Below are 20,526 nucleotides of genomic sequence, written 5' to 3'. Positions count from 1 at the left end.
GGGATTTCCCCGCTCCGGGGAGGCGCGGCGGGCAAGGAGGTCATCCGTGAATGTCCCATCAGTTTCCGACGTCGCAGAACCGTCGTTTCACCGTAGCCCCTGACGGCCGGGGACCGGCCCACGACGACCGCCCGGCGCGGCGTGGACCTTCCCGCTCCCGCCCGTGCGACCATGCGGAGGTTTCCAGACGGAGGTTTCCAGCCCATTCGGAGGCCTGGTTGAATCCCGACGACATCGCCCATTGCGAAATCCACCCGACCATCGGCATCGCGCGGGTCGGCAACAGCCCGGACGCCTATTTCGTCGGACCGGAGTCACCGGGAATCACGGTGCACCCCGAGGGCGGATTCAAGGACTGCGAAGGACGGGTCAAACGCCAGGCGGCACGCTTTCGTCTCTACGCGTTCGACAAGGACGGCAACGTCCTGGGCGAGGTCTCGGCCGCCGACGCGGATGTGGAGTGGTCGGTCGAGCTGGCCAACACCAAAGCGGCCTGGTTCCGGTTCCGCGGACGCTTCCACCCGTCCCGGTCCCCGGACAACCGGCGCAATCAGCAGGTCGATCCCGCCGATCCCCAGGCGCGCGCCACACTGACGATCACGCCGGGGCCGCGCCGGGTGAAGGGCCCGGACGCCGACGGCACCGACGCCCGGTTCGACACCGGAACCTTCCTCGGACGGCCCGTTCCCCTCGGGGAGCTGCGCACCGACGGGGCGGGCCGGCTCCTGGTCCTGGGCGGCCTCGGGCAGGCGGCCTCCGTCAGGCCGGACAACCCCGTGACCCACTACGCGAACAACGACCACTGGTACGACGACACCTCCGACGGACCGGTCACGGCCACCGTGCGGTTCGGTGCGGACCGCACGGTCCCCGTCCGATCCGCCTGGGTGATCGTCGCTCCCCCCGACTTCTCACCCGACACCACGAACCTGGTCACCCTGTACGACGTCGCCCGCGAGGTAGCCGAGGAGGCCGGCTGGTCGCCGCGGCCCGAGGAGGTCTCCTTCACCCGTGACGTCCGCCCGCTGCTGGACCGCGTCCACGGCTACTCATGGGTGAACGCGAACGCCCTGCGAGGGCACGGCACGGGCACGCAGGGCGACTTCCTGGACCCCGAGCGCCTCGCGCGCCTGGCATCGAACGCCCCGGAGGACTCGGGTGTGCGCACGTCGGTCTTCGACCGGCTGCGCACGCCCGGCACGGAGGACGTGGTCCAGGCCGGCTACGCCTTCATGCCGCAGCTCGCGGGGGACGACGGAGACCCCGTCGACGGCAAACCCCGCACGTGGATGTCCCTCCTGCCGGGCCAGTACGAACGGATGCGCCGCTGGGCCGCGGGCGACTTCACCGCCGACGGCACGGCCCCGCCCGCAGCGGTGCCGCTGAGCGACCTGCCCCTTGCCGAGCAGCCGCACGCCCTGGTCCGGGCCGCCCTGGAGGCGTGCGTCGGGGCGTCCTTCTTCCCCGGCATCGAGATGACGTACATCGCTGCCGAGCCGTCGACCTGGGCGGGGCCGTTCCGCCTGCGTGAGGATCTCTCCGCCGGGGACGTCACCAAGCACATGGCCGTGCCGTGGCACGCCGACTTCTACGAATGCCATACGCACTGGTGGCCCGCCCAACGCCCGGACGACGTCCTGCCCGAGGAGCAGTACCGCCGGCTCATCAGCACGGCGGAGGCCGCCTGGGAACCCACCGAGCTCAGCGTGTACCGCCGGCCGTGGGCCCGTGGCGTCGGCGTGCAGCCGGTCTACCCCCCGCTGCTCGACCCGCTGCCGGACGAGAGCGAGGACCAGTACCGCGACAGGGTGGCCAGGCGCTGGGCACTGCTGCGCGAGCACGCCGGCGACAACGAGATGGTGGAGAAATGGAGCCGCCTCGGCTTCGTCGTGGCCCGTACCGGCGAGTCGGGCGAGACGATGCTGGTCGAGACCGAACGCGCGGAGCACGTCGGGCTCAGCGACCGCGACTGGTTCCACATGCTCCAGCACCCCGACCGCCACCCCGAACAGGCGGAGGCCGCCCGGTACTACGCGGAGGCGGTTCTGGCGCAGGCCAGGACGGCACAGTCCGACCCCCTGTTCCCGGTGATGCTGCGTCCGTTCCGGTACACCCGCGAGGCCTTCGAAGCCCGGCTGCAGCTCATCTACACGGACATCGCGGAACGGGTGGAGGACGCGGACCCGGCGCTCGACCCGCTGCGCACCCGCAGCGACGTCATCGAGCGGATCCGCCAGTTCGCCCCGTTCAACCTCCTGGACGGGGCCTGGCTGCGCAACATCACGCCCCTGGGGCCGATCGACGAAGTCCGTTCACTGCTGTTCTCCATCTGGATGGACGAGATCGGCGGCGGTGACCCCGCCCTGAACCATTCCAACCTCTACGCCGACCTGCTCCACAGCGTGGGCATCTACCTTCCGCCGGTGGATTCCCACCAGTTCGCCATGCTTCCCGACATGCTCGATTCGGCGTACACGGCAAGCGCTTTCCAGCTGGCCATCTCGCAGCATTCCCAGCGCTTCCTCCCGGAACTGCTGGGAATGACGCTGCAATTGGAATGGAACGTTCTGGAGATCGTGCCGGTCGTGAGGCTGCTGGACTACCACGGCATCAACTCGCAGTTCTACCGGATGCACATCGGCATCGACAACGCGGCGGCGGGGCACGGTGCCAAGGCCCGCGATGCGGTCATGCTCCACCTGGACGAGGTGTACGAGAACGGCGGGGACCAAGCCGTCCAGGAGCACTGGCGGCGCATCTGGGACGGCTACGTGGCCTTCCTCATCGTCGGCACCCTCTCCGACGACCTCAGGGCCCTGGTGGCCGACCGGCCGGACCCGCAGGAACGACTGCTCGAACTGATCCGGCGCAAGGCCCCGTTCGCCCGGATGAACCACAACGGCAAGCAGCTCGGCGGCAACAGGATCAACGACTGGTTCCTCGACCCTCCCGGTCTTCTGCGCGAACTCCAGGAGTCGGGACTGATCGTGCCGGGGGAGCCGCAGAACAGCCCCTTCTTCGAACTGACCACGTTCTCCGGCCCCATGTACAAGGTGTTCGAGGACAGCGAGCTCGAACTGTGGCGCGAGTGGACCCGTTCACTCGCCCTGCCGCCCGACGGCCATCCCCTGCTCTCCCCGCTCCAGGCGATGATCCGGCTCGTCGACACCCTGCGCCCGCGGCAGACGGGCTCGGCGGCCCACACCGGGATCCGCATCACCGGCCCCGACCCCGACGATCCGGCCCGCACCAGGCGGGAGCCGGTCGCCTGGTGGTTCACCCGGCCCACGGCGTTCCTGCTCAGCGCACTCGTCCACCCCGCCAACGAGCTCATCTCTCCCGGCCGCCCGGAGGAGAGTTCCTTCCTCGCCCTCCTCCGCCCCGCGACCAGCATGGGCAGGGCCTACGCCGGTGTGGTGCCCGGCACGGGCAGGACCGGCCACCAGATCACCATCGACTGGATCACTGCCGGCTGTCCGCTGCCGGACCTGACACCGCCGGACAACCGGCCGCTCCTCTCGGCCCCGCTGGCGGCCGAGCGCGCCGGTGCCGGTGCCGGTGCCGGCGTCGTGGCGGGAGCCCCTCTGCACGTCTACGGCATGGGCGCCGTGCACTGATGCGGGCACCGAGGACCGACGCCTGCGGCGACGGCGTGATCGACGTGGTGATCGCCGGGGCCGGACCGGCGGGCGCCGCGGCCGCGATCACCCTCGCCCGCCACGGCGCCCGCGTCACCGTCGTCGACCCGGGCAGCACACCCCGGTGGAAACCCGGGGAGAGCCTGGCGCCCCGGGCCGGGCCCCTGCTGCGGCGCCTCGGCGCACTGGAGGCGGTGGCCGCCGGCCCCCACACCCCGTGCCTCGGCAACCAGTCGCTCTGGGGCGCGGAGACACCCGGTGAAGTGGACTTCCTGTCCAGCCCCCACGGAACCGGCCGGCACCTCGACCGCGCCCACTTCGACCGGACGCTCCTCGACACCGCCCGCCTGGCCGGTGCCCGCCTGCGCACCGCCCGCGTCAGATCGGCGCGGCGCGCCGGGGCCCACTGGCAGCTCTCCCTCGGCCCCGGCGGCGGCCTCCGGGCCCGGTACCTCATCGACGCCACCGGCGCAGGGGCCCGCCTGGCACGTCAGGCGGGAGCCACCGTCGTGAAGACCGACCGCATGGTCGCCCTCACCGCCCGCCTGCCGTACGACACCTCGGGCCACGCCCCGCCCCGGACCTCGCTGGTCGAGTCGGCCCCGTTCGGCTGGTGGTACACCGCACCGCTGCCCGCAGGCTCCTGCTTCGTCATGGCGGTGACGGACGCCGACCTCGTCGCCGGCCGGGCACTCCACCGGCCGGACGGCTGGTGGCGGGCGCTGCAGGAGACCACCCTGCTGCGCCGGCGCCTCGACCGCGCGGCCGTGGCCCCGCCGTCCGGGCTGCGCGTCGTACGGGCGGCGACCTCCTGCACCGTCCCCGCGGCGGCTGCGGGATGGGCCGCGGTGGGCGATGCCGCCACCGCGTGCGACCCGATCGCCGCGAGGGGCATCGTCACCGCCCTCGCCACGGGCATCGCGGCGGCCGACGCCGTCCACGCCGACGCGTCGGGCGATCCCACGGCTCTGGGCACCTACGCCGAACTCGTCGGGGCGAGCCACGAGGAGTTCTTGAGAGGACGGCTCGTCTGCTACGGCGCAGAGCGGCGCTGGAACACACCGTTCTGGAACAGACGGCACCCCTGAGCCCCCCGGCCCCGGGACGGCGCGGCCCGAGGGCTTGCATATACCCCCCAGGGGTATACAGTGAGGGTGTGAGCCCACGGGGAAGGGGTCACACTGACGGTATTGGGGATGACGGTCATGGATCACAGCGCACACCACACAGCCACCGCACACGACCACGCCGCGCACCAGACGCACGCGGGTCACGCAGGGCACCGGACGGGCGGCGTGACGTGGGGGGCCGCGGCGAAGGCGACGCTGCACTGCCTGACCGGATGCGCCATCGGCGAGATCCTCGGCATGGTCATCGGCACCGCCCTGATGTGGGGCAACGTCCCGACGATGATCCTCGCGATCACGCTCGCGTTCGTCTTCGGCTACTCCTTCACCCTCTTCGCGGTCCGCAGGGCCGGCCTCGACTGGAAGAGCGCGGTCAAGGTGGCCCTGGCCGCCGACACCGTCTCGATCGCGGTGATGGAGCTCGTCGACAACGCCATCATCGCCCTGACGCCCGGCGCGATGGACGCCCACCTCTCGGACGGACTGTTCTGGGGGGCGCTGCTCGGCGGCTTCGCCGTCGCCTTCCTGGTCACGACGCCGGTGAACAAGTGGATGATGGGCCGCGGCCAGGGCCACGCCGTCGTCCACGCCCACCACTGACCCGTCCGCCCGCCCGTACGGAGTCCCGCGTCCGGCCCCGCCCCCTCAGGCGCGGCCGGACACCGGCGCGGACGGCGGCGGGGGCGGTGGCTGACGCGGGCGGGGGCGGTGGCTGACGCGAGCCCGGTCGCGCTCCGCAGGACCGAACCGCCCCGCTGCCGCCGGGGTTCAGCTCGTGGGGGACAGCGGCCGGCCCGCGAAGCTCACCCCTGCCAGACCGTGGGCCATGAGGTTGCGGATGTTGGCGTGATCGGTGCCGTCCGGCGTCGCCAGCACGCTGCGGTAGTGCTCACCGAACGCCTGCAGGGCCTCCTGGTCGCTCAGCCCCTCCAGCAGGGCCAGCCCCAGCGTCTTGCAGGAACCCTCGTTCTCACCCGCGGCGTTCTCCAGCTCCCCGTTGCGGAACGCCTGCGGCTGGTACGCGTAGTGCGCGGCGATGAAGGCCAGGGTGTCGGCGAACTCGTGCTCACCCGAGGCAAGGCTCGCCCGCAGCGCGTTCAGATCGGTCATGTCGGTTCCCTCGGGTCGGACAGACGATCCGGTTGCCGTCCGTGACCGGGCGACCATACCCCCGCACGAGGCCACCCGGCACGAACCGGCCACATGCCGGAACGAGCACCATCTGCGCAGGCCACGACGCACGGCGGCACGACGGCGCCGGCCGCCGGGCGGCGGGGCCCATTGTCAGTGGGGGACACGATGATGACCTTCATGACCGAAAACACCGCCCTGCTCTCTCCTGCCGCCTACATGGAGGCCGTGACCACCGCCGTGGCGGCCTCGGCCGCGTACTACGGCGACGGGACCACCCCGCTCGGCGACGACGAGTACGACGGGCTGCTGCGCGCCATCGCGGCCTACGAGGAGGCCCACCCGGACGAGGTGCTCGCCCAGTCGCCGACCGGGAAGGTGGCGGGCGGGGCCGTGCAGGGCGACGTGCCGCACTCGGTGCCGATGCTCTCCCTCGACAACGTCTTCGACGCCGACGAGCTCGCCGAGTGGGCCGCAGGACTGGAACGGCGCCTCGGACACCCCGTGGCCGGATGGTGCGTGGAGCCGAAGCTCGACGGCCTCGCGGTGGCCGCCCGCTACCGGGACGGCCGGCTCGTCCAGGTCCTCACCCGCGGCGACGGCCTGGCCGGCGAGGACATCACCCACGCCGCCGACGCCGTCGTCGGTCTGCCGCCGGCCCTCACCGAGCCGATCGACGTCGAGCTGCGCGGCGAGGTGCTGCTGACGACCGCGCAGTTCGAGGAGGCCAACCGGATCCGGCTCGCCCACGAGGCCACGCCCTTCGCGCACCCGCGCAGCGGAGCCTCCGGCACCCTGCGGGCCAAGGACCGCCCCTACCGCATCGAGCTGACCTTCTTCGCCTACGGCGCGATCGGCCTGGACGACCTCGGCCACGCCGCTCTGCTGGAGGAACTGGCCGCGCTCGGCGCGAACACGGCCGCCAGCACGGCCGCCGCCCCGATGCGATGCGAGACCGTGCAGCAGGTGCAGGAACGCATCGACACGATCGCCGGCCTGCGCGCCGACCTGCCGTTCGGGATCGACGGCGTCGTCGTCAAGGCCGACACGGCCGAGGACCAGCGGCAGGCCGGCAACGGCTCGCGCGCCCCGAGATGGGCGGTCGCCCGGAAACTGGCGGCCGAACACAAGGTGACGCGCCTGCTGGCGGTGGAGTGGAACGTCGGCCGGACCGGGATCATCGCCCCGCGCGCCGTCCTGGAACCCGTGGTCATCGACGGGGTGACGGTCACCTACGCCACGCTGCACAATCCGTCCGACATCACCCGCCGCGGGCTCATGATCGGCGACCAGGTGTTCGTCTACCGGGCCGGCGACGTCATCCCGCGGGTCGAGGCACCCCTGGCCGACCAGCGCACCGGCGCCGAGAGCCCGATCGTCTTCCCCGGGGCCTGCCCCCGCTGCGGCGACGCGATCGACACCTCCGAGCAGCGCTGGCGGTGCGTGCGCGGCCGGAGCTGTCAGGCCGTGGCCTCGGTGATCTACGCGGCCGGCCGCGACCAGCTCGACATCGAAGGCCTCGGCGGCACGCGCGCGATCCAGCTGGTGGAGGCCGGTCTGGTCAGGGACGTCGCCGACCTGTTCACGCTGACCCGCGAGCAGCTCCTCGGCCTGGAGCGGATGGGGGAGACCAGCGCCGCCAACCTCCTGGCCGCGATCGAGACCGCCCGCGGGGCCGCACTGAGCCGGGTGTTCTGCGCCCTCGGCGTCCGCGGCACCGGGCGCACGATGTCCCGCCGGATCGCCGCGCACTTCGGCTCGATGGCCGCGATCCGGGCCGCCGACGCCGACACGCTCGCCGGGGTCGACGGCATCGGCACCGAGAAGGCCCGCGTCATCGCGGCCGAACTCGTCGAACTCGGCCCGCTCCTCGACAAGCTGCAGGCCCAGCAGGTCGGCACGCAGGTCACCGCACCGCAGAAGCCCGCCGCCGCGGCCGGCTCGGCCGACGGGGGCGACGGGGGCGACGGCACGGACCCGGCGGCCGGCCCGCTGGCCGGACAGGCCGTCGTGGTGACCGGCTCCATGACCGGCCCCCTCGCCGTGCTGTCCCGCAACGAGATGAACGAGCTGATCGAGCGGGCCGGTGGCAAGGCATCCTCGTCGGTGTCCAAGCGCACCACCTTGCTGGTGGCGGGCGAGAAGGCCGGCTCCAAGCGCACCAAGGCCGAGGAACTGGGCATCCGTATCCTCGGCCCCGAGGAATTCGCCGTCCTCGTCGCCGACCTCCTCCCCACCCCCTGAGGGGTGAGCCCCCGAGCCGGGGAAGGGGGCCCGGCCCGGGGAGGCGGAGGGGAGGGGAGGGGAGGGGAGGGGACGGGACGGAGGGGGATGGGGAACCGCCGGCGTCCGTCCGCCTACTTGAAGGTGACGTCCGAGCAGGAGTAGAAGGCCTCCTCGCTCTGGAAGGAGCCGTCGGGCCGCTTCAGCCCGTGCCAGATCGTGTAGATCAGGTGCTTGCCCTTCTTCTCGGGGAGCACCGCCTTGAAGGTGAACGCCTTCGCGCCGAGGAAGCCCGAAGGGGCCGCCGTGGCCGCGGTGTTGTCGGCGCTGAGGAACGGGGTGTCCTCCAGGTCGGACCACTTCAGCGGCTTCTTCGGGTCGTAGCCGTCCTTGGTGACGTACATCTCCATGCGGTACGGGTTGTGCAGCGCGCTGATGTCGTAGCGCAGGTCGTACTCGGCACCGCCGGGCAGCGTCGTCGAGGGGAAGTCGTCCCGCGCCAGGTCCAGGCCGGAGAACTGCGCGTTGCCGGCGCTGCACAGCTTGCCGTCGGGTATGCGGGCGCGGTGCTGCGGGGAGGAGGTCGGCGTGCTGTGGTCGATGGCGCGGCCCTGCACGATCGACTTCCAGTCACCGGGGATGCCGGGGCTCTGGGCGAGGGCCAGCCGGCAGGCCTCACTCGCCTTCGGGTTCTTGGTGCAGGCCACGCTGCGGCTCACCGGATCGGCGGTGGAGCCGTGTGCGGAGGCCGGCGCCGAGCCGAGGGTGGTCACGGCGAGGGGGAGGGCCACGAGCGCGGTCAGGCGCAGGAGGGCGGCGCGGCGGGCCGGGGGCCGGACCGCGCCGGGGGAAGCCGTGGCGGCGGGACAGGTCGTACTCATGAGGGGGACGCTCCTGGTCATGGGGTGGGTCATGTGCGGGGCGGCAGGCAGGCAGACAAGCAGGCGGCAGCCAAGCAGGCAGGCAGGCGGTCTGCCGCCGGGTCAGCCGCCCGTCTTCACGGTCACCTCGCGGGAGAACGCCCCCCACGTGCCGTCGCCGAGCCGCGCCCGGATCTTCACGGCGTACGTCGAGCCGGGGTGGGCGCCGACGAGCACCTCGCGCGAACCCTTCGTCGTCGGCACCGGCAGGACGGGGTCGCCGGTGCCCCACATGAAGGTCTGGGCGGGCTTGCCGTTCAGGTGGACCTGGTAGGTGGTGATCTGGCCGACGCCCTGCGGGACGGACCAGGTGAGGTTCAGGTAGTGCTGGGTGACACCGCCGTCCTGCTTCGTGGCGGTGGTGGCGGCGAAGTCGCCGGGGGCGGCGGTGCCCCCGTTCCCGTCGGGGGCCGCAGCCGTCGTCACCTGCGCTTCGCGGGTCGGCTCGGACTCCTTCCCGGAGGCGTCGACGGCGGTCACCTTGAAGCGGTAGGCGGTGCCCGCGGCCAGGCCGGAGACGGTGGCCGAGGTGGCCTTGGCGTCCGCGTCCTGGACCTTCACTCCGTTGCGGTAGATCCGGTAGCCGGTGACCGCGACGTCGTCGGTCGCCGCACGCCAGCGCAGCGCCGCCTGGTACGGGCCGGAGGCCGTCGCCTCCAGGTCCGCGGGGATGACCGGCTTCGCCTTGTCCTGTCCGGGCGCCGCGAGCGTGGTGAGCACGATGTCCTTGCTGAAGCCGGTGGTACGGCCGTCGGCACGGACGGCGCGGACCTTGAACGCGTAGCGGGTGGCAGGGGCCAGCCGCTCGATGTCCGTCATCGTGTCCTTGACGGTCTTGACCTGCTTGCCGTCCTGGAAGACCTCGTAGCGCACGACCTCGGCCCCGCCCGCGGGCGGCTTCCACATCAGGTGGACGGCGGTGTGGTCCTTGACGAAAGAACCGCTGTCGGCGGGCACGGCCGTGTTCGTGCCGCTGTCGCCCCCGTTGCCCGACGCGCCGTTCACACGGCATCCGGTGATCTTGGGCAGGCCCTTGCCGGCGGGATTGATCCCGACCTTGACGGTCCGGTTGCCCTTGGCGGCCACGTCGGCGCGGTCGGCGACCGGCTTGACGGTGACGTGCGTGCCGTCCTGGCGCAGCTCGTACGCCCAGGGGTTGTCGAGGGTGACCTGCCCCTGCGACACGTCGAACTCGGCGGTCCAGTCCCGTACGGGCCGGTCCCCCTTGTTGGTCAGGGAGACCTCGCCGGACGCCCACCACACGGTGGCCTGGTCCGCGACGCGGCAGGCGGCGCCGAGCCCGTCCTTCTCCTCTCCCGCATTGGCGGCCACGGGGATGACGACGGAGCCGACCCCGACGACCACGGCCGCACAGGCCAGGGCAATTCGCTTTCGGGACATCAGAAACCTCTTGGTAAAGCCGATCCGCCGGTGCAGCGGCGGCATCGAAAGTGCCTCGGTCAACACCCGTGACCCTAAACGCGGTTCACGGCCCGAACGGCCCTCCGAGGGCCGCCGTGCCCGCTGTTATCCGTCCCTTAAGGTCCGGATAGGGCGCCCTTGATCCCCCGCCCGCACCCTTCGACCCTGCGGAAACCGAAGATCACGCTCCGTTCCCGCCCCGAGCCGTGCGCAGGGGGTCCGGTCCGGTTCGCAAACGTCAGCCGGAGGCCTCGCCGCCGCGCTCTGCGCCGTAGTGGCAGTGCCACCGCCCCCGGGGGACGTCCCAGAAAACGGGCCCCCGGCACCGGGGCGGGGGAGGACGGGCAGCGGCCCGGGCGCTGTTTCGACGAGGCGGACCGGTGTCCGGCCGACGCCGTAGCAGTCGTCCGGTCCGAAGCAGGAAGCCGGTGCGTGGGCCTCCTCCGCGGTGACGGGCCTGGTGATCGCGTCCGGCTGCAGCCGGCGCCTGTCGAAGGGTTCCGCGTCCGTCCGCCGGGGCGGCACCGCACTACGGTGCCGGTGTGGACCTCTTCACCCGTTCCTGGGCGGCGTTGCGCACGGCCGTCGCCGAGATCCCGGACCCGGACTTCGCGCGGCCGTCGGGCTGCGCCGGCTGGCTCGTACGCGACCTCGTCTGCCACCTGGTCATCGACGCCCAGGACGTCCTGATCACCCTCGCGACCCCCGCCGCGGCGGAGCCGACCGTCGACGCGGTGACCTACTGGCGCGTCCAGGACCGGCCCCCGTCCGGCGAGGACCCGCTCGACGCCCTCACCGTCCGGCTGGCCGCCGCGTACGGGGACCCGCACCTGCTCCGGTTCCACCTCGACGACGTCGGATCCGCCGCCGGCCGCGCCGCCGGACTCGCCGACCCACGGGCCCGCGTGAGCACCCGCGGCGAGGTCCTCACCGTGGCCGACTACCTCGGCGCGTACGTCCTGGAGTGGACGCTGCACCACCTCGACCTGATCGCCCACCTCCCGCACGCGGCGACCCGGCCGCCCCGGGAGGGCCTGGCCCGCTCCCGCGCCCTGCTGGAGCGGATCGCCGGGACGGCGTTCCCCGCGTCGTTCACCGACAGCGACGCGCTCCTGGTCGGCACCGGCCGCAGCACGCCCACCGACGCGCAGCGGGCCGAACTGCACGACACGGCGGTGAAGTTCCCCCTCACCCTCGGCTGACCGGGCCCGGGGGACCGGCACGTCCGCACGTTCCCGGATCACCGCTGCCGGCCACCGACGCCGCCGAGCGGGGACAGGCGGGGGGCGGCGCGGGGTCGTGCGCCGCCTCCCCGGGACCGCTCGGCGCTCGCCGGGGTTGCCCTCCGCGACACCATCGTGTCCTGATCTCCGCCAGAGCTTGACGTTCCGCCTGCCGTTGTCCTTTCGAGACGCGTTCGCAACACCCCTGTCGGCTCCAACTCCCCGCCCCGGACGTCACATTCGCAGAGACCCACCGTCCGAAGGGGGACACCATGACGTTGTGCACGCCCAGCCACGAGGGCGACGGCGGCCACGGCCGCGCTCGAGGCCGTGGCCGCAACCGCCGCCCGGCGGGACCGGCCCTGCTCGCCGTCCTCGCCGCCGGGGCGGTACTGCTCTCCGGGTGCAGCGCCTCCGGCAGCGGCCACGACCGCAGCAGCGGCACCGCCCAGGAAGACAGCCGGCGCACCCGCGGCAGCAACCCCGCCCCCGCACCCGGCGGCACCGCCCAGGGCACCCCCGGCACCGCCGACCGGGCCGGCGGCACGACGGAGGGCGAGGACGACGGCCGCCGCACCCCGGCACCTCCCCCGGACTACCTCTCCACCTTCGCCCTCGACGTGGACACCGCGAGCTGGGGCTACGCCCGCCGCACCCTCGCCGACGGCAAACTCCCCGACCCCGGGGCCGTCCGCCCGGAGGAATTCGTCAACAGCTTCCGCCAGGACTACCGCCGGCCGGACGGCAACGGCTTCTCCGTGACCGTCGACGGCGCCCGCACCGACGCCGCCGGCTGGTCCCTCATGCGCGTCGGACTCGCCACCCGGGCCGGCTCCGGCCACGACCGCCGCCCGCCCGCCGCCCTCACCTTCGTCGTCGACATCTCCGGCTCGATGGCCGAGCCCGGACGCCTCGACCTCGTCCGCACCTCCCTGGACCTGATGACCGACCGGCTCCGCGACGACGACTCCGTCGCCCTCGTCGCCTTCAGCGACAAGGCCGAGACCCGGCTCCCGATGACCCGCCTGGACGGCAACCGGCAGCGGGTGCACCAGGCCGTCGACCGACTGCGCCCCACCGACTCCACCAACGTGGAGGCCGGCATCACCCGCGGCTACGACACCGCCGTCGAGGGCCGCCGGGCCGGCGCCACCAACCGCGTCGTCCTGCTGTCCGACGCCCTCGCCAACACCGGCACCACCTCCGCCGACGCCCTGCTGCAGCGGATCGACGGAGCCCGCCGCGACCACGGCATCACCCTCTTCGGGGTCGGCGTGGGCAGCGACTACAACGACTCCTTCATGGAACGGCTGGTCGACAAGGGCGACGGCCACACCGTCTACGTCTCCGACGCGGAGGAGGCCCGCAGGGTCTTCTGCGACGAACTGCCCGCACAGGTCGAACTGCGCGCCCGCGACGCCAAGGCCCAGGTCTCCTTCGACCCGCGCAACGTCGAACGGTTCCGGCTCATCGGCTACGACAACCGGCGCGTGGCCGACGGCTCCTTCCGCGACGACTCCGTCGACGGCGGCGAGGTCGGCCCGGGCCACACGGTCACCGCGCTGTACGCGGTGCGGCTGAGGCCGGGCGCGTCCGGACACGTGGCCACCGCCACCGTCCGGTGGCTCGACCCCGACGGCCGCGCCCCGCACGAGGAGTCCGGCCGGGTGGAGGCCTCCGCGCTGACCGGCGGCGGCTGGGAGCAGGCCGCACCCCGCTTCCAGGTCACGGCCGCGGCGGCGTACCTGGCCTCGTCGCTGCGCGAGCGGGGCGGCGGCTGGGAGCCGGTGCCGGGCGCGGTCGGTCTGGGCCGGCTGTCGGAGATCACCGGCCGGCTGGCCGAGCGGACCGAGGACCCCGAGGTCCGGCAGCTGTCCGAGGCGGTATGGCAGGCCCGCCGCCTGCTGGGCTGACGTACGGGAAGGACGGGAAGGACGGGATGGACGGGAAGGACGGGAAGCGCGGGGGATGCGGGTGCGCCCCCGGCCCGTCGCTTCCCGGCCCGTCCCCCGGCTCGTCCCCCCGGTCCGTGAACCGGCTTGCGCACGCCGGGTGTTGGTGCCGGGGGTGCGGTCGGCCGGTCGGCCCCGGCGGATTTTTTCGTCACCTTGACGATATGAAGAGCTCCCGTTATCGTCGCCTTGACGAAATGAAGGGGGTTCGCCATGGCCGACATCACCCGGCGCCTGGGCTGGCGCCATCTGCGCTCCGCGCCCACCGCCCACATCCGCCACCACAAGCGCGGCCGGCTCGTCCACGACGGCCGGGGCCTCAGCTTCTGGTACCGGTCCCTGTCGGCGGCACTGTCCGAAGTGCCCGTCGACGACCGGGAACTGGCCATGGCGTTCCACGCCCGCACGGCCGACTTCCAGGACGTCACCGTGCAGGCCACCGTCACCTACCGGATCAGCGACCCCGCCCAGGCCGCCGAGCGGCTCGACTTCTCCGTGGACCCGGACACCGGAAGCTGGCGCGGAGCCCCCCTGGAGCAGATCGCCACCCTCCTCACCGAGACCGCGCAGCAGCACACCCTGGACGTACTGGCCCGCATCCCGCTGGCCGACGCCCTGGTCGACGGCGTCGCCTCCGTACGGCAGCGGGTCGCCGACGGCCTCACCGCCGAACCCAGACTCCCGGACACCGGCATCGAGGTGGTGGCCGTACGCGTCGTCGCGATCCGCCCCGAGGCCGAGGTGGAACGCGCCCTGCGCACCCCCGCCCGCGAGCAGATCCAGCAGGAAGCGGACCGGGCCACCTACGAACGCAGGGCCGTCGCCGTCGAGCGTGAACGCGCGATCGCCGAGAACGAGCTGGCCAGCCAGATCGAACTGGCCCGGCGCGAGGAACAACTGGTCAACCAGCGCGGCATCAACACCCGCCGCGAAGCCGAGGAGCAGGCGGCCGCGGACAGCGTGCGGACCGAGGCCGAAGCGGCCCGCAAGGTCCGCCTCGCCCGCGCGGACGCCGAAGCGGCACGCGAGACCGGCGCGGCACGCGCCGAGGCCCAGGCCGCCTGGCTGCGCGTGCACGGCGAAACCCACCCGGACACCCTGCACGCCCTGGCCGCGACCCGGCTGGCGGAGAACCTGCCGCGGATCGAGAGCATCACCCTTTCCCCCGACGTCCTCACCTCCCTCCTCACCCGGCTCGGCCGCCCGGACGGCGGAGCGGGCGCGTGAGCCTGGCCCCGCGCGCGGTGATCGTGCACCGCAGGACCGAGTACGAGGAACTCCTCGCCCGGCACGGAACGCACGGGCAGGCCGCCTTCTTCCTCTCCAGCCGCGGCCGCTCGATCGACGAGGTGGTCCGCCGCCACGACCGCACGCGCCAGGCACTGCGCGACGTGGCGGCCGCGGTGCCGCTGACCTGGCGCAACTCCCGGGTGGAACGCGCCGACCTCGACCGCTTCCTCTTCGCCCCGGAGGACGTGGTCGTCGTGGTCGGCCAGGACGGCCTGGTCGCCAACACCGCGAAATACCTCCACGGACAGCCGGTGGTGGGCATCGACACCGACCCGGGACGCAACCCCGGGGTCCTGGTCCGCCACCGCTGCACCGACGCGGCCGCCCTGCTGCGCGCCGCCACCGCCGGCGGCCGGACGGACGCCCTCACCATGGTCGAGGCCGTCGCCGACGACGCCCAGCGCCTCCTCGCCCTGAACGAGATCTACCTGGGCCCGCCCGGCCACCAGACGGCCCGCTACCGCCTGGGCCCCGACGGTGAGAGGGGCCAGGGCGAGGCCCAGGCATCCTCCGGGGTCCTGGTGGGCACCGGCACGGGCGCCACCGGCTGGCTGCGCTCCCTCTGGCTGGAGCGCGGCAGCACCGCGGCACTGCCCGCACCCTGCGAGGAACGGCTCCTGTGGTTCGTCCGCGAAGCCTGGCCCTCACCCGCGACCGGCACGACGCGGGTCACCGGCGAGCTCGGGCGCGGACAAGGACTGCGGCTGACCGTGGAATCGGACCGGATCGTGGTCTTCGGCGACGGAATGGAGTCCGACGCCCTGGAACTGACCTGGGGCCAGAGCGTCCGGCTGGGCATCGCGGACACGTCCCTGCACCTGGTGACCTGACCCGCTGGCAGACCGCACGCCCCCACCCCGACCGCACGTCCCCACCCCCGAGGCACGGCGCGCGTACCGGACGCCCGCGCGCAGACCGGACGCACGGCGCGCAGACCGGGAGCTCACTTCAGGGCGAAGAGCAGGTTGGCCGAGTTGTAGTAGTTGGGCAGGTGCACGATCTCCGACCCCGGACGCGGCGGGTCGGCCTTCGGCCAGTTCCGCGGGCCCAGCAGATGGTCGGCGTAGTCGCTGTCGGCGACCTTCGGCACGAACCAGACGCGGTACGCGCCGGGGTACCCGTCCCGCTCGAACCGCCAGAGCTGGGTCGCACGGTTCCCGCCGGTCCGGCAGGCACGCAGGGTGACCCCGACGACGTTCCCGCCGCCGGTCCCGTCGAGGCAGGTACCGGTTCCCGCGTTGCGGAGCTGGTAGGCGTTCTGATGGGCGGGCAGCCGCTCCCACCTCTGCTCCGCCTTCCCGGTGCACGGCTCGAGCTGCACCGGACCGCCGCCCACGCCGACGCACAGCCCCGAGGCCACATTGACCAGGGAGGCGCCGGCACCGGTGCGCTCCGTCGAGGGCGACGGGGAAGGCGGCACGGCGGAGGCGGAAGCGGTGACGGAAGCCGAAGGCGAAGGGAGCGGCGCGGCAGGAGCGGTGGCGAACGCCGCCGATCCGATGGCCGCGATCGGTGTGGCCTCCGGAAGCGGGCCGCGCGGCACCGCGAACGTGCTGACGGGCGCCGCGACCTGCCCGGACCCCTTGCCCTCGGAGTCGGACGGCAGCAGGACCACCACGGCGGCAGCCGTCCCCGCCACGGCGGCCGCAGCGGCCCACTTCACCGCACCGGCCTTGGCCCCGGCGAGCTGCGTCCCGCTCAGTACGCCCGACGCGGCGAGCTGCGTCCCGCCCCCGCCCAGGGCCGACAGGAACGAGGCGGGGTTCCACAGCAGGATGCCGCCCAGCAGCAGCACACCCAGACGGCTGTTGACATCGCGCAGGTCCCGCTCGGCCCGCGCACAGGCGGCGCACCCCTGGAGGTGGCGGCCGAGGTCCCGGGTGAGGCGCGTGCCCGGCCGGCGCAGCCTGGCGGCGATCTGCCCCCCGTAGTACTTGCACTCATCGCTCGCACTCCGGTCCAGGTGAGCGCGCAGGTACGCCTCCCGCAGGCCCTCCCGTGCCCGCGCGGCCAGGGAACCGACACCTCCCGCCGATATCCCCAGGCGCGCCGCGGTCTCGGCCGCCGGCTCGTGCTCGACGACGGAGTGCCACAACACGGCCTGCCAGCGCTCCGGCAGCGACCGGTAGGCGTGCAGGACCAGCGATCCCTCCTCCGCCGAGAAGACGGCTTCCTCGGCGTCCGCACCGTCCGAGAGCTGGTCGACCCATTCCTCGAAATCGTCCGACAGCCGCGTACGGGAGGCCTCCCGCGCCCAGGCGGCCGCCAGACGGCGTACACAGGTCAGCAGGTACGGCCGCCAGGCGTACTCGGGGCCGGCACCCCAGGCGATGGCCCGGTAGGTACGGGCGAAAGCCTCGGCGGCGAGATCCTGAGCAGTGGAGAGGTCCCGGCAGCACGTACGGGCGTACGCGAGCACCGACGGATGGTGACGGGCGAACACCTCGTCCATCACCTCCCTGACCGCCGTGTCGGAGTCCGAGGTGCGCCCGCGCAGCAGGGCACACAGCTCGCCGTCGCTGAGCGCTCGGAGATCCTGCTGACGGGCGGTACCAGGTCTACTCAACACGTGCTCCTGTGTGGGTTGCTGACGACCCGGGCGTCGGTCCCGGGGACATCCGTCATGGAGGGTGCGACGCTGCGCCCGACCGGAATTCGCGCAAGTGTGCACGCTCGCAGGGCCGCAGGCAAACAGCAGGAAGGAAAGTTGAGCCCGTCGCTCCGGATCCGCTAACGTGACGACAATCCCTGGTCAGGGCGGCTAAGATCCGCCCACCACGGGCTGCGGCACAGGCGCCGGGAGCCCCCGCGCGCTCACGCCGACGAACCGCCCGGGTGCCCGCACGGAGCCGTGAACACCCCCGCTCCGAGGCCCTGCTGGACACCCGCGCTCACCTTCACACCCGCGCCCGTGCCCACGCCCTCCGCACCGCGCCGGCCATCGCCGCACCGCGGCATCCCGCCACCCCCGGGACCTCAGGGGTGGCGGTAGGGCCGTCGGAGGCCGCTCAGTTCCTGTCGTAGACGCCGAAGACGTCGATGACGAGGTCGATGCTGTTGCCGCTGCGGTTGAAGAAGTCGACGATGCCGTTGACGCCGAGGCTCGCCTGGACCAGGTTCGGCACGGTCTTGCCCGCCGTCCAGTTCAGGGTCGAGGAGTTCGGCGGGACCGGCGGGGTGTGCGTCTTGTTCTCGTACTGCCACAGGGCGTTGGGGTCGGGGGAGACCGTGAGGTGTCCGGCGCCGCCGGTGTTGGTGACCGTGGTGTTCAGCACCATGGCGGTGGCGGTGGTGTTCTCCTCCCCGAACGTCGAGTAGATGTAGCGGCCCGCCTTCAGCGGCCCGGAGGGCCACTGCGAGGCGTTCCGGGTGTCGAGGTCACGGACGGGGCGGACCGGGATGTAGGCGCTCACGCTGTCCGGGCTGTAGTAGCCGACGACGTCGACGATGACGTCGGCCGGGTCCCAGCCGCCGTTGCGGACGACGATCCTGCCGTCCGCACCGACCGGGACGATGACCGCGTTGGCGATGGTCTGGCCGCCGCTGAAGTTCACGTTGGACGTGTTCGGCGCGGCCTGGCCGCCGGGGAAGACGGTCAGGTGACCGGCCGCCCGCGGGTTGGTGACGGTCACGTTGAGCGCCACGGCCCTGGCGCCGGCCGGGATGCCGCGGGTGCCGGCGATCTGGACGCCGAACTGGCTCTGTCCGGGCACCATGCCCCTGGAGGTGCCGAGGCCCTCGCGGGTGTCGACGAAACGCGTGGGGTCCGTCGGGGTGTAGCCGTTGGCCGGCGTCCGGGTGAAGTAGCCGGTCACGTCGGCGATCAGGTCGACGCCCTGCTCGCCGCTGTTGTACAGGTTCACGTAGCCGTTCTTGCCGACCGGCACGATCACCAGGTTCGGTACCGAGTCGCCGGCCGCGTAGTTCACGTTCGACGTGGTCGGACGCTCGGTGCCGTCGGCGTAGGCGCGGACGTGACCGGCGGCCTTGGTGTTGGTGGCCGTGACGTTGAGGACCACGGCGGCGACGTCGGCCGGGATGCCGTGGTTCCCGGCGACCTTCACGCGGGCCTCGCCCCACGCCGGTACCTGGGCGGCCTGCGCGGCGCCGGTGCCGTCCCGGGTGTCGAGCAGGCGGGTGGGGCTGTGCGGGGTGAACTCGGAGCCCGGGGTGATGAACGGCATCTCGTTGGTCGCCGAGGGGCCGTTCGCCCCGTCGGGGCCGTAGACGGTGACCTTGACCGTGTAGCTGCCCACCTCGGCGTACGTGTGGTGGGAGGTCATGGTCACGTTGCCGCTGCTGCCGGCGACGTCGCCGCCGTATGTGCCGTCGCCCCAGTCGATCACGACCGAGAGGGGCGTGCCCAGGTCGCTGGTGATCTCGGACTTCAGGGCGATCGTCCGGGCGCTGCCGGCCGTGCCACTGAGGCCGACCGTGAGGCCGGCGCCCGCCGTGGAGGCCTGCGGAGCGGCCGCGGTCCCGCTCCCTGCCGCGGACGGGTTCTTCTGCACCGACCGGCCGGCGGGGCTGCTGAAGGTGAACGCGTTCGCGGCGCTCTTGAGCACGTCCTTGGACGAGGTGACGCCATGGGCCCCGTCGGCGGACGGCCCCGCGGCCTGGGCCGCGCCACCCGGCACGAACCCGACGCCTGCCGCGATCACGGCAGCGGAAACAACAAGTCGGCGACTACGCACCGGCCCCCCAAAGTATTGGTCGAACGTTCGAGTTGATCTCGAATGGTCGCTCACCCTACAGAGCCGTGCCGCCCCGCCCTCCCGGGTTTTCGCGGCGGCACGACCGCGGGGAAGGACCGTTTGCGCCACCCCGCCGCCACCGGGCCGACCTGCCCCACCGTGCAAGGAAACAACAGAACGTTGTTTCCTTGCACGGTGGGCTAGGGTGGTGCCATGCCGGACGACCCCCAGACCACAGCCCGCCGCGGACCCGCCGCCCCCGCGGGCCGCTCCCCGGCCGACGACGCCCCTGCATCCCGTACCCCGCCCGGCGGTGCTCTCGCGGCGGGGCTGCAGCAGGACATCGCCTTCCTGGACGGGCTGTTGGCCGGCGCGGCCGGACCTGACGGAACAGCACAACACCGCGACACCGACGAAGGCGTCGCTGCGGCTCTGGGCCTGTTCGAGGGCATGCGGACGGCACTCGACCGGCTGGAGGCGCAGGTCGTCATCGAGGCCCGGCGCCGCGGGATGGACTGGCGGGAGATCGCCGGCCATCAGGGGATGAAATCGTCCCAGGCCGCTTCCCAGCGCTACCAGCGCCTGGTGACCCGCCTCGAAGAGATCCGCCAGGGCATCCGGTAAGACCAGGCAGGAGACCCCCCTTCCCATGAGCAGCCAGCCCTCAGACCCCCTCGCCGCGGTCGACGCCCTTCTCGCCGCCGTCGAGGCCGGACACCTCCTCCCCGCCCCTGCGGAACGCGTCCGTCTGCGGGAAGCGGCCGGCCTGACCCAGGCCGCCGTTGCCCAGGCCCTCGGCGTACGCATCCCCAGCATCCAGGCCTGGGAAGAAGGACGCGCCGAGCCGAAACCCGAACGCCTCCAGGCCTACCGCCGCCTCCTCGAGGGCCTGGCCCACCGCTACCC

15 protein-coding genes are annotated in these 20,526 nt (G+C 73.0%); 10 read left to right on the top strand and 5 right to left on the bottom strand.

The genetic code is table 11. The features are described from left to right. Positions 1-218 precede the first annotated feature (218 nt). From IH80_RS41040 to IH80_RS0127235, 3 genes are all read left to right on the top strand, one after another. On the top strand, positions 219-3,617 hold the full coding sequence (locus IH80_RS41040; RefSeq protein WP_051809996.1) for a LodA/GoxA family CTQ-dependent oxidase: 3,399 nt from the start codon (positions 219-221) through the stop codon (positions 3,615-3,617). After that, positions 3,617-4,726 carry an NAD(P)/FAD-dependent oxidoreductase gene (locus IH80_RS0127240; RefSeq protein WP_051809994.1) on the top strand — a complete coding sequence of 370 codons (1,110 nt, stop codon included), beginning with the start codon at positions 3,617-3,619 and terminating at the stop codon, positions 4,724-4,726. The genes IH80_RS41040 and IH80_RS0127240 overlap by 1 nt, the downstream gene beginning before the upstream one ends. Before the next feature lie 117 nt (positions 4,727-4,843). After that, positions 4,844-5,365, top strand: coding sequence for a DUF4396 domain-containing protein (locus IH80_RS0127235; protein WP_030964009.1), 522 nt, complete (start codon positions 4,844-4,846; stop codon positions 5,363-5,365). 168 nt (positions 5,366-5,533) lie between these two features. On the opposite strand, the gene IH80_RS0127230 is transcribed toward IH80_RS0127235, so the two are convergent. Further along, positions 5,534-5,875, bottom strand: a complete 342-nt coding sequence (locus IH80_RS0127230) for a HopJ type III effector protein (protein ID WP_030964007.1) — start codon at positions 5,873-5,875, stop codon at positions 5,534-5,536. 192 nt (positions 5,876-6,067) lie between these two features. On the opposite strand from IH80_RS0127230, the gene ligA reads away from it, so the two are divergent. Beyond that, positions 6,068-8,140 carry an NAD-dependent DNA ligase LigA gene (ligA, locus tag IH80_RS0127225; protein ID WP_051810018.1) on the top strand — a complete coding sequence of 691 codons (2,073 nt, stop codon included), beginning with the start codon at positions 6,068-6,070 and terminating at the stop codon, positions 8,138-8,140. 113 nt (positions 8,141-8,253) lie between these two features. Here ligA and IH80_RS0127220 read toward each other — a convergent pair whose 3' ends face one another. Beyond that, positions 8,254-9,000 (bottom strand): lytic polysaccharide monooxygenase auxiliary activity family 9 protein, encoded by a 747-nt coding sequence (locus tag IH80_RS0127220; RefSeq protein WP_051809992.1) that lies wholly within the window; start codon positions 8,998-9,000, stop codon positions 8,254-8,256. A gap of 102 nt (positions 9,001-9,102) precedes the next feature. Then, positions 9,103-10,440 carry a fibronectin type III domain-containing protein gene (locus IH80_RS42705; protein WP_158943635.1) on the bottom strand — a complete coding sequence of 446 codons (1,338 nt, stop codon included), beginning with the start codon at positions 10,438-10,440 and terminating at the stop codon, positions 9,103-9,105. A 563-nt stretch (positions 10,441-11,003) separates the two neighbouring features. On the opposite strand from IH80_RS42705, the gene IH80_RS0127210 reads away from it, so the two are divergent. The 4 genes from IH80_RS0127210 (at position 11,004) to IH80_RS0127195 (ending at position 15,756) form a co-directional block, all read left to right on the top strand. Next, on the top strand, positions 11,004-11,663 hold the full coding sequence (locus IH80_RS0127210; protein WP_030964002.1) for a maleylpyruvate isomerase N-terminal domain-containing protein: 660 nt from the start codon (positions 11,004-11,006) through the stop codon (positions 11,661-11,663). A 293-nt stretch (positions 11,664-11,956) separates the two neighbouring features. After that, a complete protein-coding gene (locus IH80_RS0127205; protein ID WP_078906766.1) occupies positions 11,957-13,597 on the top strand; it encodes a vWA domain-containing protein in 1,641 nt (546 codons plus the stop codon). Positions 13,598-13,849: 252 nt separating this feature from the next. Next, the gene (locus IH80_RS0127200; protein ID WP_030963999.1) at positions 13,850-14,863 is read left to right on the top strand and encodes an SPFH domain-containing protein; all 1,014 of its coding nucleotides are present in this window, start codon (positions 13,850-13,852) and stop codon (positions 14,861-14,863) included. Then, on the top strand, positions 14,860-15,756 hold the full coding sequence (locus IH80_RS0127195) for a hypothetical protein (RefSeq protein WP_030963998.1): 897 nt from the start codon (positions 14,860-14,862) through the stop codon (positions 15,754-15,756). Before IH80_RS0127200 ends, IH80_RS0127195 begins: the two co-directional genes overlap by 4 nt. Positions 15,757-15,869: 113 nt before the next feature. On the opposite strand, the gene IH80_RS41035 is transcribed toward IH80_RS0127195, so the two are convergent. Next, on the bottom strand, positions 15,870-17,492 hold the full coding sequence (locus IH80_RS41035; RefSeq protein ID WP_158943633.1) for a sigma-70 family RNA polymerase sigma factor: 1,623 nt from the start codon (positions 17,490-17,492) through the stop codon (positions 15,870-15,872). 442 nt (positions 17,493-17,934) lie between these two features. Continuing rightward, on the bottom strand, positions 17,935-19,587 hold the full coding sequence (locus IH80_RS39745) for a hypothetical protein (RefSeq protein WP_037881238.1): 1,653 nt from the start codon (positions 19,585-19,587) through the stop codon (positions 17,935-17,937). Between the two features lie 246 nt (positions 19,588-19,833). Here IH80_RS39745 and IH80_RS41030 point away from each other — a divergent pair, with 246 nt between their 5' ends. After that, positions 19,834-20,244 (top strand): hypothetical protein, encoded by a 411-nt coding sequence (locus IH80_RS41030; RefSeq protein ID WP_051809986.1) that lies wholly within the window; start codon positions 19,834-19,836, stop codon positions 20,242-20,244. A gap of 25 nt (positions 20,245-20,269) precedes the next feature. Beyond that, positions 20,270-20,526 (top strand): helix-turn-helix domain-containing protein (locus tag IH80_RS42695; protein WP_158943631.1); only part of this gene is annotated, 257 nt, incomplete at its 3' end.

This window comes from Streptomyces sp. NRRL S-378 (genome assembly GCF_000720645.1).
Taxonomy (GTDB): domain Bacteria; phylum Actinomycetota; class Actinomycetes; order Streptomycetales; family Streptomycetaceae; genus Streptomyces.
Note: the sequence above shows the minus strand (reverse complement) of the source record. Positions and strands in the feature narration are given on the sequence as shown.

Bases quoted from the DNA above. Each gene is read 5' to 3' on its own strand.
- IH80_RS0127240 (WP_051809994.1), top strand. From the start codon at position 3,617: ATGCGGGCACCGAGGACCGACGCCTGCGGCGACGGCGTGATCGACGTG.
- IH80_RS41030 (WP_051809986.1), top strand. From the start codon at position 19,834: ATGCCGGACGACCCCCAGACCACAGCCCGCCGCGGACCCGCCGCCCCC.
- IH80_RS0127235 (WP_030964009.1), top strand. From the start codon at position 4,844: ATGGATCACAGCGCACACCACACAGCCACCGCACACGACCACGCCGCG.
- ligA (WP_051810018.1), top strand. From the start codon at position 6,068: ATGACCTTCATGACCGAAAACACCGCCCTGCTCTCTCCTGCCGCCTAC.
- IH80_RS0127200 (WP_030963999.1), top strand. From the start codon at position 13,850: ATGGCCGACATCACCCGGCGCCTGGGCTGGCGCCATCTGCGCTCCGCG.
- IH80_RS42705 (WP_158943635.1), bottom strand. From the start codon at position 10,440: ATGTCCCGAAAGCGAATTGCCCTGGCCTGTGCGGCCGTGGTCGTCGGG.
- IH80_RS0127220 (WP_051809992.1), bottom strand. From the start codon at position 9,000: ATGAGTACGACCTGTCCCGCCGCCACGGCTTCCCCCGGCGCGGTCCGG.
- IH80_RS0127205 (WP_078906766.1), top strand. From the start codon at position 11,957: ATGACGTTGTGCACGCCCAGCCACGAGGGCGACGGCGGCCACGGCCGC.
- IH80_RS0127230 (WP_030964007.1), bottom strand. From the start codon at position 5,875: ATGACCGATCTGAACGCGCTGCGGGCGAGCCTTGCCTCGGGTGAGCAC.